Annotated in this window: 18 protein-coding genes and 1 tRNA gene; 12 read left to right on the forward strand and 7 right to left on the reverse strand. The window is 69.1% G+C overall.

The features are described 5' to 3' along the window. Positions 1-29 precede the first annotated feature (29 nt). On the reverse strand, positions 30-947 hold the full coding sequence (locus ASG45_RS03995; RefSeq protein WP_235561559.1) for a tyrosine-type recombinase/integrase: 918 nt from the start codon (positions 945-947) through the stop codon (positions 30-32). 184 nt (positions 948-1,131) lie between these two features. Then, positions 1,132-1,680, reverse strand: a complete 549-nt coding sequence (locus ASG45_RS04000; RefSeq protein ID WP_055832957.1) for a helix-turn-helix domain-containing protein — start codon at positions 1,678-1,680, stop codon at positions 1,132-1,134. Between the two features lie 128 nt (positions 1,681-1,808). Here ASG45_RS04000 and ASG45_RS04005 point away from each other — a divergent pair, with 128 nt between their 5' ends. The 10 genes from ASG45_RS04005 to ASG45_RS04045 all read left to right on the forward strand — a co-directional run bounded on the left by ASG45_RS04005 (position 1,809) and on the right by ASG45_RS04045 (position 8,127). Then, on the forward strand, positions 1,809-2,030 hold the full coding sequence (locus tag ASG45_RS04005; protein ID WP_055832959.1) for a helix-turn-helix transcriptional regulator: 222 nt from the start codon (positions 1,809-1,811) through the stop codon (positions 2,028-2,030). Between the two features lie 125 nt (positions 2,031-2,155). Continuing rightward, the gene (locus ASG45_RS04010) at positions 2,156-2,596 is read left to right on the forward strand and encodes a hypothetical protein (RefSeq protein WP_235561560.1); all 441 of its coding nucleotides are present in this window, start codon (positions 2,156-2,158) and stop codon (positions 2,594-2,596) included. Continuing rightward, positions 2,593-2,919 carry a hypothetical protein gene (locus tag ASG45_RS04015; RefSeq protein ID WP_055832963.1) on the forward strand — a complete coding sequence of 109 codons (327 nt, stop codon included), beginning with the start codon at positions 2,593-2,595 and terminating at the stop codon, positions 2,917-2,919. The genes ASG45_RS04010 and ASG45_RS04015 overlap by 4 nt, the downstream gene beginning before the upstream one ends. Beyond that, complete coding sequence (locus ASG45_RS04020; RefSeq protein WP_156459354.1) at positions 2,916-3,305, forward strand: helix-turn-helix domain-containing protein; 390 nt, start codon at positions 2,916-2,918, stop codon at positions 3,303-3,305. Before ASG45_RS04015 ends, ASG45_RS04020 begins: the two co-directional genes overlap by 4 nt. Before the next feature lie 128 nt (positions 3,306-3,433). After that, positions 3,434-4,057 carry a helix-turn-helix domain-containing protein gene (locus ASG45_RS16095; protein ID WP_156459355.1) on the forward strand — a complete coding sequence of 208 codons (624 nt, stop codon included), beginning with the start codon at positions 3,434-3,436 and terminating at the stop codon, positions 4,055-4,057. A 277-nt stretch (positions 4,058-4,334) separates the two neighbouring features. Beyond that, positions 4,335-4,407: transfer RNA gene (locus ASG45_RS04025), tRNA-Arg, on the forward strand. 65 nt (positions 4,408-4,472) lie between these two features. Further along, positions 4,473-4,733, forward strand: a complete 261-nt coding sequence (locus ASG45_RS04030; RefSeq protein ID WP_055832967.1) for a hypothetical protein — start codon at positions 4,473-4,475, stop codon at positions 4,731-4,733. 169 nt (positions 4,734-4,902) lie between these two features. Next, positions 4,903-6,147, forward strand: coding sequence for a phage major capsid protein (locus tag ASG45_RS04035; protein ID WP_055832969.1), 1,245 nt, complete (start codon positions 4,903-4,905; stop codon positions 6,145-6,147). Between the two features lie 188 nt (positions 6,148-6,335). After that, positions 6,336-7,421 (forward strand): hypothetical protein, encoded by a 1,086-nt coding sequence (locus tag ASG45_RS04040; protein ID WP_055832971.1) that lies wholly within the window; start codon positions 6,336-6,338, stop codon positions 7,419-7,421. Between the two features lies 1 nt (position 7,422). Then, positions 7,423-8,127, forward strand: a complete 705-nt coding sequence (locus tag ASG45_RS04045; RefSeq protein ID WP_156459356.1) for a hypothetical protein — start codon at positions 7,423-7,425, stop codon at positions 8,125-8,127. Here the strand turns inward: ASG45_RS04045 and ASG45_RS04050 are convergent. The 3 genes from ASG45_RS04050 to ASG45_RS04060 all read right to left on the reverse strand — a co-directional run bounded on the left by ASG45_RS04050 (position 8,124) and on the right by ASG45_RS04060 (position 10,670). Then, positions 8,124-8,339 carry a DUF732 domain-containing protein gene (locus tag ASG45_RS04050; protein WP_156459357.1) on the reverse strand — a complete coding sequence of 72 codons (216 nt, stop codon included), beginning with the start codon at positions 8,337-8,339 and terminating at the stop codon, positions 8,124-8,126. The genes ASG45_RS04045 and ASG45_RS04050 overlap by 4 nt on opposite strands. 1,015 nt (positions 8,340-9,354) lie before the next feature. Beyond that, positions 9,355-10,083: an FAD-binding oxidoreductase gene (locus tag ASG45_RS04055; protein ID WP_200943384.1), complete on the reverse strand. Its 729-nt coding sequence runs from the start codon at positions 10,081-10,083 to the stop codon at positions 9,355-9,357. Further along, the gene (locus ASG45_RS04060; protein ID WP_055832977.1) at positions 10,080-10,670 is read right to left on the reverse strand and encodes a molybdopterin-dependent oxidoreductase; all 591 of its coding nucleotides are present in this window, start codon (positions 10,668-10,670) and stop codon (positions 10,080-10,082) included. Before ASG45_RS04060 ends, ASG45_RS04055 begins: the two co-directional genes overlap by 4 nt. 241 nt (positions 10,671-10,911) lie before the next feature. Between ASG45_RS04060 and ASG45_RS04065 the strand changes: the two genes are divergently transcribed. Further along, a complete protein-coding gene (locus tag ASG45_RS04065) occupies positions 10,912-11,808 on the forward strand; it encodes a DUF808 domain-containing protein (protein ID WP_055832979.1) in 897 nt (298 codons plus the stop codon). Positions 11,809-11,859: 51 nt separating this feature from the next. Here the strand turns inward: ASG45_RS04065 and ASG45_RS04070 are convergent, their stop codons facing one another. Both ASG45_RS04070 and ASG45_RS04075 read right to left on the reverse strand, forming a co-directional pair. Beyond that, positions 11,860-12,702 carry an alpha/beta fold hydrolase gene (locus ASG45_RS04070; RefSeq protein WP_055832981.1) on the reverse strand — a complete coding sequence of 281 codons (843 nt, stop codon included), beginning with the start codon at positions 12,700-12,702 and terminating at the stop codon, positions 11,860-11,862. 40 nt (positions 12,703-12,742) lie between these two features. Further along, the gene (locus ASG45_RS04075; protein WP_055832983.1) at positions 12,743-14,188 is read right to left on the reverse strand and encodes an IclR family transcriptional regulator domain-containing protein; all 1,446 of its coding nucleotides are present in this window, start codon (positions 14,186-14,188) and stop codon (positions 12,743-12,745) included. A gap of 138 nt (positions 14,189-14,326) precedes the next feature. Here ASG45_RS04075 and solA point away from each other — a divergent pair, with 138 nt between their 5' ends. Continuing rightward, on the forward strand, positions 14,327-15,460 hold the full coding sequence (gene solA, locus ASG45_RS04080) for an N-methyl-L-tryptophan oxidase (protein WP_055832985.1): 1,134 nt from the start codon (positions 14,327-14,329) through the stop codon (positions 15,458-15,460). The last annotated feature ends 6 nt before the right edge of the window (positions 15,461-15,466 follow it).

Raw genomic sequence — 15,466 nt, forward strand, 5'->3', positions numbered from 1 at the left:
CGCGGCGCCGGGGGCGTTTCTCGTTGCGGTCAGGCGTCCCGTGGCAACGAGGCGGCAACAACCCGCGTCCCGATCGCCTCATCCAGACGGGTCGTGAGCGCCTCTAGGTCGTCGTCGAACAGGTCGGCGTAGACGTCGAGCGTCATGGCCGCGGAGGCGTGCCCGAGCATTCGCTGGATCGCCTTGACGTTCGCGCCGGCAGACACGGCGAGCGATGCCGCGGTGTGCCGGAGGTCGTGCAGCACGAGCGGTTCGACGCCCGCCGTGGCCAGCGCCGACACCCACCACGACCGCGACCCGGCCGATGCGCGCGTGCGGCGCATGTAGCCGCCGTGGCCGTCATCGAAGATCAGCGCCTCGGGGGCTTTCCCGTCGACCGCCGCGGCGAGCTGCTGCAGCACGGCCGCCGGGACGGGCACCTGGCGGGACTCGTGCGTCTTCGGGGTGCCGGGGTGGAACTCACCGTGCACCTCGACGACGTTGCGGGTGACGGCTATGCGGCGCCGGAGGAAGTTGACGTCACGGACGCGGAGGGCGACGAGCTCGCCCCACCGGAGGCCGCAGTAGCCGAGGGTGAGCACGAGCGCCGGCCGTCCCGACGCCGCGGCCACTGCCCACAGTTCGTCGTGTGTGAGGTAGCGGCGATCGCGTTTCGTGACCTTCCGGGGGAGTCGAACGCCGCGCGCCGGGTTGGCGAGGATGCGACGGTCCTTCTCTGCGACGTCGAGGATCCCGGCGAGGATGCCGTACGCGCGTGCGACGACGGTCGGGCTCATGCCGATCCCGGCCACCCACGTCTGCACCTCGGAGTGCCGAATGCCCGCGATTGCGCGCGGCCCCCACGCGGGCTCGACGTAGTTCTTCCAGGACGCGCGGAGGGGCGCGTACGACGACGGCTTGAGCAGCGCCGCCTTATCGGCCAGCCATGGTGCCGCCAGCTCGCTCACGGTGGCCCTAGCGGCGCTCGCGGCGATGTAGGTCCCGTCCGCCTTGTTCACCGTCTGGCGGGCGATGTGTTCCTCGGCGGCGCGCTTTGTCGGGAAGCCTCGCTTGGACGTCTGCCGATTCAGTGGGTCGCGCCACACAGCCCGCCACAGACGCTTGCCGGCGTTCGTTTCGTACGGGTAGACACTACCCATCTTCTTGTTGAAGCAGCGTCTGTAGGCGGGCCTCCGCGTGGTCGATCTGCGCCTGAACCCGCTCGCGGTTTCGCTCCGCCCAGAGCCGCGCATCTCGATACGTCGCGGCTTTCTCCATGCGGACGGCTTCACTCAGCTCATCCTGCAATTCGATCGAGCGTTGCAGCCAGTACGCCTCCCGAGACCTCGGGCTTTGCGAAATCTCCGACCGCGCCCAGGCGTAAAGCTCCCGACTGTCGGTCATGTCTGGGTTGAGCCCAGTAGGCGGGTCGACCGGATCCTCCGACGGGAGTAGGAGCTGAAGCGGCGTCACACTGAGCGCCGCTGAGAGTGCAACCAAATCATCCACGCTGACACGCCTCGCGCCGGCCTCAATGCGCCGCAATCCGAGAATCGGGATGGGCCAGCCTCTGTCGCTTAGCAGGTCGGATAACGCTTTGTAGGTCAAGCCTCTTTTGTCGCGCGCTGCCGCGATCGCCGCCGCCGCGTGCCGGCCTGTGGGGCCAAGCGCCAGAGGTTTCATGCTGACGGACTCGCTCATGCTGCAACCCTAACGAATCGAAATGATCCCTCGCGTGTCGGGATTGACGCATGATCCGTTGCGTGCTCTAATCGATCCCACCAAGAATCAAAACAAGTTTAAGAGGCATCAAATTGATCGGAGAGACCATGGCGGAATCGATTACCTACATGACCCCGGCGCAGGTGAACGAGCGATGGCCCTTCCTCTCCGTGAGACACCTCGCGCAACTGCGCTTCAAGGGCGCGGCTGAACGGGGCCAGGGACCGAAGTTCCTCAAGCCCACCCCTAAGACCGTTGTCTACCGCGAGAGCGACGTCATCGCGTGGCTGGAAGCTTCCGAGCGCACGAGCACGGCCATGGCCTCTTGAGCCCCCACGACCACACCAAGAGAAATGGCCTGGTCACTGCGTCAACAGTGCCAGGCCGATGAATCCCAGGGAGAGATTCGATGTATGAGAACAACGTAGCGCAAGCATCGGGCGAGCGCCACATCATGACCCGAGAAGATGCGGCCCGCGCAGCTGCGCAGCTGCGGCCGGCGTGGAGCGATCACTGCCTCACCGAGACGGTGATCGAGCCGGGCGCGCCGACTGCGGTGCGGTTCGCCGTCGAAATGGACGGGGTTGAGGCCCACCAGTGGGCCGACGAAGTGGACGGGATGCTCGTGCTCACGGGCTCGCCGGCCATCGGTCTCACCCGTCGCGCGGGAGAGGTGAGCGACCGGTCGCTCACCGACGCCAGCGAGTTGGGCGCCACCCTGATGCGGGTATCCCAGTACGTCGCGCTCGCCAACGACGTCGCCACCGATGTGTCCCGTCTCCGCATGAGCGACCTGGCACGCATCGCGCGTCTGCGCAGTGTCGATGCCGTCGACCTGTTGATGGCCGTGAACCGACGAGCAGAGGAAGAGACCGCGGCGGAGGTGCCGGCATGAGCGCGCTGACTATCCACGAAGCCGAACAGCTCGTGTCGCCCCCGTCGTGGGCAACCGCCCCCGACTACCAGCGCAGGAGCGACTTCGACGGCAGCTCCCACGACGTGTTCATCCTGGAATCCGCCACGATCGTCAACACCCCTCTCGTGACGGTGCAGGCCGAATGGCAGACCACCGTCCGCGCCAACGGATCCGTGGAGCCCACGCTCGAGTCCGTGAGACTGCTCACTTCGGGAGATGACGGCTACATCGAGTCCCCGGACGTCGCCGCCGTCATCCTGGCGCTCACTGAGGCGTCGCAGCTCATGGGGGTCGCGTCGTGAGCAAACCTCTCATGCGCGAGCACGTCGGGCGGGTGAGCATGCTGCCCCAGGTAGAGACAGCCCTGCGCCAGATGCACAACGAGGGCATGACCACCGCGCAGATCGCCGTGCGCCTCAAGGTGAACCCCCGAACCATCAGCCGGTGGCGCGTAGCTATGGGGATCGCCAAGCCACCCGCCGTCCGGCTCACCGCAGAGGAGAAGCGGCATGCGCTCCACCTGCTGACAGACGGAGCGTCATACAACGAGGTCGCCCGGACGATCGGACGCTGCGCCCCGACAATTGCGCGCCACTTTCCCGGTTACGGGTGGACCCGCCTCGAAGGCAGCCAGTTCGGCGCCCTCATTGCCAAGAAGTACCCAGAAGGAAGCGTGACCCAGCGATGACCACCATCACCATCCCCGACGTCGACGAGCAGCTCCGCGATCGAGACGTCTAACCGCGCACACCTCAACTCCGGGAGCCCGTAGGGCACGACGGGCTCCCGGGTCCCCAACCGAAAGGCACACCAGACATGACGGGAGCTCGCGTTGTCGCAGACGACGAACTCGTCTGGTGGGCGCTCACAGTGCCCATCCCAGAAACCAGCCACCGCATCGGCGAGGACCGAATGAACCGCGTGCTCGCGGCGCTCGCCATGCACGCCAACATCGACCGCATCGCGTGGCCTTCCTCGGAGAGTCTCGGGAAGAGCCTGTCTCTCAACCGTCGCACCGTTCGCAACGTTTTCGACGCTCTCGTCGAGGCGAAGTTGATCGAACGTACGCCCTCTCGCTCACGCTCGACCGCATGGCGGATTCTCGCCCCGGTGGCGAGCATCCTCGCCACTTCACGATCCGCCGACATGGCGAGGATCCTCGCCACTGGGCCTGTGGATAACTCATCTCGACCTGGCGAGCTAACTGGCGAGCCAACTGGCGAGCTAACTGGCGAGGATCCTCGCCACGAAGAGAAGAGAAGAGAAAAGAACAGGAATCTGAGAAACAACGGGGTGACGTCGATCGACTCGTACCGACTGCCGGCGAAGACCCTCGTGACCACCCAACCCGGCGAGTACTGCCCACCCGGTCAACACCGCATCCTCGGCGACGGCACATGCATGAACTGCGAGATGAGACCCGAGAGGGGGAGCGCATGACCAGCGAAACGTACGCAGACCTCGGCGGTGGCGCGGTCGCATCCCAAATGCGACCGGCGTTCGGACACGACGGCCACCGACACCGCTTCGACCCTCTCTCCGGCTGGTGCGTATGCGGCACCCGCGACGACGGCCATGTGGCGGAGTACAGCCCCGCGTGGCGCGCAGCGCGACGAGAGCAAACCGATCGCGCTGGAAACGCGACCGCGCGCATTTCGGATGCGACCGCCGGAGGTTCGATTTGAGATCCGAGGTCGCGTTTCCAGCGCGACCTAACCCCCTCGTAGCTCAGCGGACAGAGCACCCGGTTTCTACCCGGCGCAGCGCAGGTTCGAATCCTGCCGAGGGGACGGGGCGGGTGTGGCCATCTCCGACAGAAACCACACCCGCCCTCCCACCACAGAAAGGACCACCCATGTCGACACCCATCGCGCTCGTCCGCACACAGTTGGACCTCCTGCGCCGGCACGCGCACCCCATCGCGGTCGCGGCCGTCGCTGACCAGCTCGACGCCGCCGCACGAGACGCCCCCGCCAGTGACCTCGTCACCCGTGCAGCGGCCGCGACAGGGCGCGCGGCCGCTGCCCTCGCCGCCGATCGAACCCCGGAGGCTGCCGAGCAGATGGGAATTTGTGTTCGTACTTTGAGCATCATTTCCGGCTCAGCGCGCCTCTGACAATCGAACCTTTGAACTGGTAATCTGGACACCAGCACCTCCCAGCGGGTCGGAGCGCGAAAGCGGTGCAGGTACACACCAACCGCACACCAGCCTGGCCATCACCGGCCACGTCAAGCGCTCCCACCACGCGCGATCCTCGCGCACCACCGCTAAGGAGAAACCCCCAATGCCTTCCAAGGTTGAGCAGCTGCAGGCGCAGCTCCGTGAAGTGTCGTCCAAGGCACTCGCCCTCGTCGACGACGACAAAAAGACCATGAAGACCAAGGCCGCCGAGCTGGCCCCGCTCGAGCAGCAGATCGCCCACCTCGAGTCCGAGATCAAGGACTACGCGTACGTCGCCCAGAAGCGCGCCAGCCTCGCCGCCGGCGACATGGGCGCCGAGGGCCACCAGATCCCCAGCGAGCTCCCCGAGCGCCGCAACTCCTCGACCATCGCGAAGGCGTGGGGCGAGAAGGTCCAGACCGCGATCGAGGCGCGCGTGCGCAACGTCGGCGGCGACACCAAGGCCCTCATCAACGGCCAGATCGACATCCCGAGCATCATCCGCGAGACCACGCAGATGCCCGGCCGCCCGTCGACGATCCTGCAGCTCATCCCGCAGACCCCGCCGCGCCGCAGCCGTGACGACAGCAAGAACGACGGCAACGTGTTCGGCTACCTCGTCCAGACCGCCCGCAACCTCAACGCCGGCGCCGTCCCGGACGGGGCCCGCAAGCCCACCTCCGGCATCACCTTCGAGGAGAAGGAAGACCGGTACCGGGTGTACGCGCACCTGACGGACCCGATGCCGAAGCGCTACCTGGACGACTACCGCAACCTGATCGCGATCCTCAAGACGCAGCTGGGCCTCGGCCTCATCGAGTCGCTCGAACGGGACGTCCTGCTCGGAACCGGCGTCAAGATCCCCGAGGTCGTCGACGGCAACGGCAACGTCACCACACAGGGCGAAGACCCCGTGCTCGGCATCCTCAACACCCCGGGCATCCTCACCAAGGCGTGGGCATCCGGCACGACCCCCCTCAAGCAGCTCACCAGCGGCCGCTACCAGCTCGAAGACACCTTCGTCACCCCGAACGCCTGGATCATCAACAGCAAGGACTACCAGGCCCTCGTCGAGCTGCGCGAGAACGGCGACACCGGCGCCCTCCTGTTCGGCACCGGCCGTACGTCCCTCGACCAGCTCCTCGGCGACTACGACCGCATCATCAGCCCCCTCATCCCGCAGGGGACGGCGCTGCTCGGAGACTTCCAGCAGACGGAGCTCATCCCCCGCGAGGACGACCACCTCGACATCGACGGATCCGGTCCCCTCTTCGACCGCAACCAGGTGAAGCTTCGTCACGAGGGCCGCTACGGCTTCGCGACGAACCAGCCCAGCGCGTTCATCAAGGTCGCCCTGAAGGCGTCCTGACACAGACCGCGGTCGGTACGCGCGTGATGCGAGTTCTCTCGTCTTCCCCCTCCTGGGACACGCTGCGAGTGTGAGGGGTGGTGCCCTCACCCGCCGACCGCCGTGCGGCCCCCGTTACTGCAGACGGGGGCCGCACACCCTTCACGCACCACAAATGTGCCCCCGCACCCCCGAAGGGATTCAGACCCATGACCACAGCCACAGAGAACGGTTGGTCGCTGACCGTCAACGACGCGATCACCGGCAGGTTCCGCGCGCACATCGAGTCCGCCGACTCCACCTGGTCGACGAGCATCCAGGGAGACGGCACCAGCACGGAAACGATCGTCACCAACGACGCGGATCGACCGTGGGAGCCAGGCGAGATCGACTCCACGTTCGAGGGGAACAGCCGACTCATCGTCCGATGGTGGGGGGACACCCCCGTCTACGCGCACAAGATCGACGAGTACGACTATGACCTCGACGCCGGGAAGCTCAAGGTGCAAGCCTCGGATCTCATCGGGGAAGCCGATTGGCGCCTGATCGACGGAGTCGGCGCCGACAAATTCTCGGCCCTGACCGTCGTCAACCGGTCCGCTTCGGGCGCGCTCCGAGCGATTCTCGCGCGGATGATGCAGTGGGGACCGGACTGGGAATACCCCATCGACCTCCCCCCGGACGGCGCGGGGGACATCTCGGCGACCTGGGAGTTCTGGGAGAAGTACCGCATCTCCGACCTCATCGGACAGATCGAGGATCGCTCCAACTCCGAATTGTTCCTCCGCGTGTACAGCCCGGGTGATCGGGATATCCGGTTCGAGGCGGTCGTCGGTGCCCCCATCGTCCGCGACCGTGTCAGCTTCAAGCTGCACGCCGACGAGACGCCCCTGAGCGGGGTGAAGTACCGCAAGAGCCGGCGCAGCCAGGTCACCGGCATCCACGGCGTCGGCAACGGCACCGGCGTCGACCAGGAGACACGGTGGGCGGGAGAGCCGCGCGGCCCCATCCGGGACACCAAGCAGACCTTCCCCGACCTCACGGGGGAGGCCCTGCAGCAGACCGTCACGCGCTACTACCAGGCGAACGCTGACCCCCGCGCGCAGTGGACGGTCGGGTCGTTCACGATCAGCGACGAGTACCCGCCCATGCTGGCACTGCCCGGTACGCGCTGGGATATCGAGTCGATCGGGCGACAGCCAATCCCGGACGGCGACCACGCCATGCGAGTCATCAAGCTTTCGGGTGGCAACGGCTACGAGCTCAAGACGGAGGTGCAGGATGCTGCTGCGTGACATGTCTGATGCGTTCTACTGGATCCGCCGCATCATCCAGCGTGTCGACCGCCTCGAGAGCGGAGCGATGCTCGAGAACGCCTCCATCCTCCGCGGCCGCCTCCGCATCATCGGCGGATTGCTGCTCGTCGACTCCGGGGGAACCCTGCAGGTCGTCGGCCACTTCAACGGGGAGGGCGACTTCGAGTGGTCGGGGCCGTGGAAGTTCGACTCCGGCGATGGCGAGATCGCCGGGGACGTGAAGCTCACCGGCGACTTCGACCTGACGGGCAAGCTGACCGCCGGGAACGTCCGCGTCGAGGACGGCAAGATCCACGTCGGCGACGGCATCGTCATCGACGGCGCGACGAGCAAGATCTACGTCGGCCGCGGCGCAGCGCAGATCGTCATCGACGGCGCCACGGGCAAGATCACCGCCGGCAACATGACGATGGACCCCACCGTCGCCGGCGGCGCCCTGACCTTCGAGAACGGCGCGCAGGTGTTCACCGACGCCAACACCGTGCAGGTCTACAAGGGCAACAGCGTCGTCCAGGTGAGCAACGGCTACGCCCGCATCCAGAACGGCGGCAACGTCGTCCAGATCGACGCGAACGGCATCCGCATGTCACCCGGCGCCGTTTCCCCGGTATCCGGGATGGGGCTGCCCGCCGGAGTGATGATCCTCGGCGCGGACGGCTACGTCCTCAAGACGGACGGGAGCTAGGGGCAGATGGTCTGTTTGGCGACAGCGCCGATGCGGGCACTGTCCTGGTAGTACCCCGCCCCGTCTTTCTGCTCGCCGTCGATCACGGAGACCATCGTCGAGTCGGCCCCTCCGGCCATTTGCTCGCAGGCTTCCTGAGCGGCGGCGAGCAGCTGCGTGTCTGTCGCGTTCGGGATCGACGTGTCATCCGGGAGAATGTCGCGGATCTTCACTAAGAACACACCCTCCGGCGTGGCAGGAGCCCCGCTCGCTGCCTCGGAGGGTGTCTCGGCGGTCAGCGGGGCAACGGGTGATTCTGAGGCTGTCACCACCGCCGCAGCACTGGGTGTCACACCTTCAGACTCCGCAGGGGCCGAGCACCCGGCCAGAGCCACGACCAACAGCACGGCAACGGGGACAACAGCACGCCTCATGTTCGACAACCTAGCCGACCGCGCACGGGGTAGGGGGCCTCGGAATCCCTACCACTAGGGCGCCGTCAGTCCACCGGGTGTGATCTGTCCCCCTCCGCGGGCTCGTGTCCCACCTTGGCTGTCCCACATGTCCCGTGTCCCGTGTCCCACCTCGCGCCCCAGATGCCCCGCCGATCGCAGTCGCTGACAGGGATCGCGGGGCATCGGCGCTCCCCGAGGGCGGGACAGGACGCGGGACACAAAGTGGGACAAGTGGGACAGCTTTTGATCCGAGATCACCGTCTGTTGCGGTCCGATCTGGGATCCGACCGCCAGGTCGCGTCCGAAACGCGACCTGCCATCCCTCATTTGAAATGCGGGATGCGAACCACCCCGGCCCCCTTCGAGGGGTGTCGATTGAGCCGACACCCCGAGGGCATGCCCACTGTGCACCCCCTTCGCCAGGGGGGTAGCGATCCGCGAGCCCCTCACATGTCGGGGATCCGACACATGCAACCACGGTTGCAGATGGGGTCCGCTAGGCGTACCCCACGCCCACAGGGGTACGTCAAATTCGCGTACCCCTGTGGGTACTCGGGTAGCGAGTACCCCTGCCCCCTTCGTCCGTGGCAACAGAATGGCAACAAACGCCGAGAGTGGCGATAGTTCAAAAGGTGCTGACGTGACCCGAGATGTGCGGAATGACGGGGCACTCTTGCGACCTCCCCGTCACGTCGCGAGCGTGGCGGGAGTTCAAATCCCTCCGTCTCCGCCGAAAAAGCCCCGGTTCGCCGGGGCTTTTCGCATTCCCCGGCGTCGCCGTGGAGCGCGGCCGTCAGGCGCCCCCGAACCTCTCGGTGCGCACCGCCGCGGGAGCGTGTCCGTCGTCGACGAGCCAGCCGGCGACGGCCTCGACGAACGGCGTGGGCCCGCAGACGTAGACCCGGGGCCGCTGGGCGGCGGGGAACACGGCTCGTCGCAGCCCCTCGGCGGTGAGACGCCCCGGCGGTGCCGAGCCTCCCGGCGGGGCGGTGCGCGTGTAGACCAGGTCGAGGGGCAGACCGCGATCGGCGAGCGCCTCGAGCTCGGGGCGGAAGAACACGTCGCCCGGCGAACGCACCGAGTACAGCAGTCGCAGCGGGGCGGCTTCGCCGCTCCGCGCGTGGGCCGCGGCCATCGCGTACAGCGGCACCACTCCCGACCCGCCCGCGATCAGCTGCACGGGGGCCGGGTCGTCGGAGGGACGCCACACGAAGAACGCCCCCAGCGGGCCGTGGAGCTCGATGCGGTCACCGACGCGCAGATCGTGCACGAGGAAGGGCGACACCTCGCCGTCGGGGATCTCATCGACGGCGAGCGTCACGCGCGTCCCGTCTCCCGACGAGGCGAGCGAGTAGGAGCGCGACGCCTGGTAGCCGTCGGGTGCGGTGAGGCGCACGTCGACGTGCGCCCCCGCGTCGTTGCCCGGCCACGTGGGCACCTCGAGTTCGAGGCGGCGGGCCGTGGTCGTCTCGGCTCGACTCTCGACGACGGTCGCGACGTGCCAGGCGGGGCGGCGGCTCACTCGTACCGTTCCTCGCGCCAGGGATCGCCGTGGGAGTGGTAGCCGTTCTGCTCCCAGAAGCCCGGCGAGTCGCGGGGCATGGTGACCAAGCCCTGCACCCACTTCGCGCTCTTCCAGAAGTACAGGTGCGGCACGAGCAGCCGGGCGGGGCCGCCGTGCTCGGCGGTGAGGGGTGCGCCCTCGGCCTCGAACGCGATCCAGCTCTTTCCGCCGAGCAGATCGTCGAGCGCCACATTGGTGGTGTACCCGCCGAACGAGTGCACCATCGCGAAGCGGTGCGCGGTCTCGACCTCGGCGAAGACGCGGTCGAGCGAGACGCCCCGCCACGCCATGTCGAGCTTCGTCCAGTGCGTGACGCAGTGGATGTCGACGGTGACGTCTTCGACCCCGAGGGCTTCGAGCTCGGCCCGGTTCCACCGGTGCACGCCGTTCTCGGTGCCGATCACGAACTCCCACGCGTCGTCGGCGACGGTCGGCGTGGGCCCCGCCGAGAGCACGGGCCAGTCGGCCATGAGCGTCTGCCCCGGGGGCAGCCGAGGATCGCGCTCGCGGCGCCGGCCCGAGAAACCGCGGGTGATGAACGACATGGGACTCCCTGCTGGACGCGTCTGCCCACCCTAGCCAGAGCCGCCTCCCGACCGACAGGGTCGTGATGCCGGGTGTCGCGGGGTGTCGGGCCCGGGGCGAAGCCGTGCGCACGGCCGGTCTCGACGCGCGGCCGCGGACGTTCGCGAACCGGCCACACGGCGGGGGACCGTCTCGCGCCCGCTAACCTCGGGGCTGTGGGCCGTTCGCGCCCGCACCCTCGTACCCCCGGGAGAAACGCACATGTCGGTCGGTCTGCTCGCCGTCGTCGATGACATCCTCAGCGCCGCCATGCGCGCCAGCGCGAAGACCGCGGGAGTCGTCATCGACGACGCCGCCGTCACGCCGCAGTACGTACAGGGGCTCACCCCCGCGCGCGAACTGCCCGTGGTGTGGAAGATCGCGCTCGGCAGCATCATCAACAAGTACGTGATCATCATTCCGATCGCGCTGCTGCTCACCGCGTTCGCGCCGTGGGTGCTTCCCTACCTGCTCATCATCGGTGGCGGGTTCCTGTGCTTCGAGGGCGCTGAGAAGGTGCTCGAGTGGTTCGGCGTGCATCACGGCGCGCACGACGACGACGGTCCCCGCGACGAGAAGAAGCTCGTGCTGGGTGCGGTGCGCACCGACCTCATCCTCAGCACCGAGATCATGCTGATCGCGCTGTCGAGCCTCGACCCCGGCTTCGGCATCTGGATGACGCTGGGCGCCCTGCTGGTGATCGGCCTGGCCATGACGGTGGTCGTCTACGGCGCGGTCGCCCTGCTGGTGAAGGTCGACGACATCGGCCTGCGGCTGATGAAGAGCGCCTCACGCGGGGTGCGTCGCTTCGGCGTGCGGATCGTGGCATCCATGCCCGCGGTGTTCCGCGTGATCAGCGTCATCGGCACCGTCGCGATGCTGTGGGTCGGTGGGCACCTGGTGCTGCAGAACCTCTCCGAGACGCTGTGGGCAGGACCGTACGAGGTCGTGCACCTCGTGACCCACGCGATCGAGGCCGCCGGCGCCGTGATCGTCTGGATCGTCGAGACCGCGATGTCGGCGGTGTTCGGCCTGATCCTGGGGCTCATCATCGTCGGCATCATGACCGGGGTCACGCGCCTGGTGAAGCGCGACGCCCCCGCCGACGCCGCCCACTGACCCGCCCCGGCGGTCGCACGGTTCGCCGCGCGCGTGCCGCGGCAGCGACGGCTACGCGCGGGACTCGCCGGCGGTGACGGCGCGGACGATCCCGCCGATCAGCTCGGGCCAGAGCTCGGGGGCGATGAAGTGCCCCATGCCGGGGTGCACCTGCAGCTCGGCGTCGCGGAGCGCCGCGGCCATGTCGACCGCCGCGTTCCAGTGCAGCACGTCGTCGTCGCGGCCGTGGAAGACGAGGGCGGGAACGTCGAGGGCCCGCAGTGCCTCGAGCCGCTCGGGCGCGCGCAGCAACGCCGACCACTGCCGCGAGAAGCCCTCGGGGAAGTACCCGCGGTCGAACGCCTCGCCCGCCGCCCACGCGTTCCATTCGACGTCGAGCGGGTAGCGCTCGCCCGCGGTCGCGGAGGCGAAGGCGGCGGCCCCGGCGGTGATCTCGGCGCGCGAGTACCGCAGCGGAGCCCGCATGAGCTCGGGCCTCTCGTCGTGGAGCACGTAGCGGGCATCGCGCCCCGGGATGGTCGACAGCAGACCCAGGCTCCGGACCCTCTCGGGATGCCGGATCGCGGCCATCTGCGCCATCATCCCGCCCATCGAGTGCCCGACGAGGTGCGCCGCGTCGAGGCCGAGATCGTCGAGCACGCGCACGACGTCGTCGCCCATCTCTTCGAGGCCGTACCCGCCGTCGATGTCGTCGGGTCCGCCGAAACGGGCCGAGAGCCCCACGTCGCGGTTGTCCATGCGCACGACGTGCAGACCCCGCTCGACCAGTCGGGCGACCAGGTCGACGTGCCAGGCGATGAGCTGCGCGCCGCCGCCGGCGATCAACACCACCGTCGGGTCGTCGGCGTCACCGGCGGTGTCGTAGAAGATCGCGGGGTCGGGGGTGAACGGCATCCGGGGTCCTTCGTTCGGGGTGCGAGCGACGATAGCCGCGTCAGCGACGCGGCGGTATGGGCGCAACGCCCATCGGGGCGAGGGCGGGAATGGATGCCGAGCCCGGGGCGTGCAGGTCGGCGGAGAGCTCCGCGGCGAGGGCGCGGGCCGCGGCCTCGAGGCCGGCGAGGCGCGGTTTGACGTTCTCGGTCGCCCCGACGATGCAGGCGGCGGCGGCGACCTGGCCCGCGGCGTCGCGCACGGGGGCGGAGATCGAGGTGATGCCGAACTCGTCGATGGATTCCATGGTCAGCACCCCGTCGGCGCGCACGCGCTCGACGCGTCCGGTGAACTGGGCGTACTCGGCGGCCCCGTGCCGGCGGGGGAAGAGCGCGCCCAGCTGATCGAGGGTGAAGTCCATCGCGAGGGTGGGGCCTCCGTCGGAGCCGACGAGCGGATGCGGGCGGCCCAGCCAGGGCGCCATGATCAGGCCCTCGGCGAGGGGTTCGATGTGCTCGACCAGGGTGAAACTGCGCATGCCCTTGAGCGCGGTGACGAAGACGCAGGCCTCGGCGCGGGCCGCGGTCGCGGCGGCACGGGCGGGGCCGGTGCGTGCGAGGAGGGGCTCGGTCGCTGCGCGATACCAGGCGTGCAGGGCGAGGTCGAGATGCAGGCGGTCGGATTCGGCGTCGTGCGCGACCGCTCCCGTGCGCACGAGGGCGTCGACCATTCGACGCGCGCGATCGGGGCGGAGTCGCGCGGCGGGCGCGATGCCCGCCACCGAGTCGGGGCCGTCGGCGAGGTGTTCGAGCACGCGCGTCGCCGCCTCGAGGGCGCGGGTCGGCTCGACGGCGGCGGCGTCCCCGCGGCCGGGCCCGACGTGCGCCTCGGCCAGAGCCTGCTCGAACGCGCGCCGCGCATCGGCGAGGACGCGGCGCACGCGGGGGCGGGCGCGGGCGGCGCGATAGACCGGGAGGCTCACCGCCAGGGCGGCCACCGTGCGCCCGTCGGGTGTCGTGAGCCGGACGGCGATCTCGACCGCTCGGCCGAGCTGCGACTCGACGAGGCCATCGCCGCCGCGCGAGGCCCGCACGAGGGCGCGACGCTCGTCGGTGACGAGTTCGCCGAGGGTCACGGGCACGTGCAGGGTCCACCCCGAACCGACGGTCGCGAGCACGCGTGCCCCGCCCGTCTCGGGGGCCGCGAGGACGACCGTCTCGGTGGTCTCCTGCGCGATGCGGTGCAGCTCGAACCGCACGACCGGGGCGAGCGCCGCGGACGCCCGACCCGACAGGGCGAGGGCGCGGGATCCGACGCGATAGCTGCCGTAGTCGTCGGCCCGGGCGAGCAGGCCGATGTCGGCGAGCTCGGCGCACAGCCTCGACACGGTGCTGAGGCTCGCCCGTGCGCCGCGGGCGATCGACGACAGCGGAAGCGGCCGGGTGGGGTCGGGGCGTGCTGCGACCGCACGCAGGGCGGCGATCGCGTGCTCGATCCTCGCGCTCACGGCATCCCTCCCCCCGCGATCGCAATCTCGACCGTGGCGTTTTGCATCTCACGGCGACCGTAACAGCCCCGCCGCGCGGGGTTCGAATAATGGCTGACATTCGCCGGGCACCCGACCGGCCCCTCGAAAGGACCCGCCATGGAGCAGTTCGACGTCGCCGTCGTCGGTCTCGGAGCCCTCGGCAGCGCCGCCGCGTACCACCTGGCCGGCCGGGGCGCGCGCACGGTCGCCTTCGAGCAGTTCGAGCTCGGGCACGTGCGCGGCGCCTCGCACGACACCTCGCGCATCGTGCGCACCTCGTACGGCTCGGCCGCGTACGTGCGCTTCGCGCAGGCGGCGTACCGCGAGTGGGCGGCGCTCGAGGCGGCCACGGGGGAGCGGCTGCTGAGCATCACCGGCGGCGTCGTCTTCATCCCCGACGGCGGCCCGTACGACGCCGCCGACTTCGCGCGTAGCCTGACCGACAACGACGTGCCGTTCGACCTGCTCGGCCCCGACGAGGTGCACGAGCGGTGGCCGCAGTTCTCGGTGCCCGCCGGTGTCACCACCGTCTACACGCCCGACTCGGGAATCGCCCACGCCGCCCGCACGGTCGCGACGCTGCAGATGCACGCCCGGGTGCGGGGAGCCGACCTGCGGGACCGCACGCGAGTCGACCGCCTCATTCCCGACGGCGACGGCGTGATCGTCTCCACCTCGTCCGGCGAGGTGCGCGCTCGCCGCGTCGTCGTGGCCGCCGACGCGTGGACGAACACGCTGCTCGAGCCGCTCGGCATCCGGATTCCGCTCGAGGTCATGCAGGAGCAGGTGAGCTACTTCGCCCCGTCCGAGCCCGAGGCGTTCGAGCGCGACAGGTTCCCCGTCTGGATCTGGGAGGACGAGCAGTGCTTCTACGGCTTCCCGACCTACGGCGAGCCCACCATCAAGGCGGCGCGCGACGTGTCGGAGGTGCACATGTCACCGGCGGAGCGCACGTTCGTCCCGTCGGAGGAGCGCACGGCCGAGCTGGCGGCGTTCCTCTCGGCGACGATCCCCGCGAGCGGCCCGGTGCTGCGCACCGTCACCTGCCAGTACGCGCTGACCCCCGACCGTCGCTTCGTCATCGGCCCCCTCGTCGAGCAGCCCGACATCATCGTCGCGCTGGGCGCCGGGCACGCGTTCAAGTTCACTCCGGCGATCGGTCTGGCGCTGGCCGAGCTCGCGATGGGCGGCGACACCACCGACGACCTGTCGGCGTTCGCGGTCGACGCGACCGTCGCCCCGGCGATGTGAGGACCC

Source organism: Microbacterium sp. Leaf436 (assembly GCF_001424715.1).
Classification (GTDB): Bacteria; Actinomycetota; Actinomycetes; order Actinomycetales; family Microbacteriaceae; genus Microbacterium.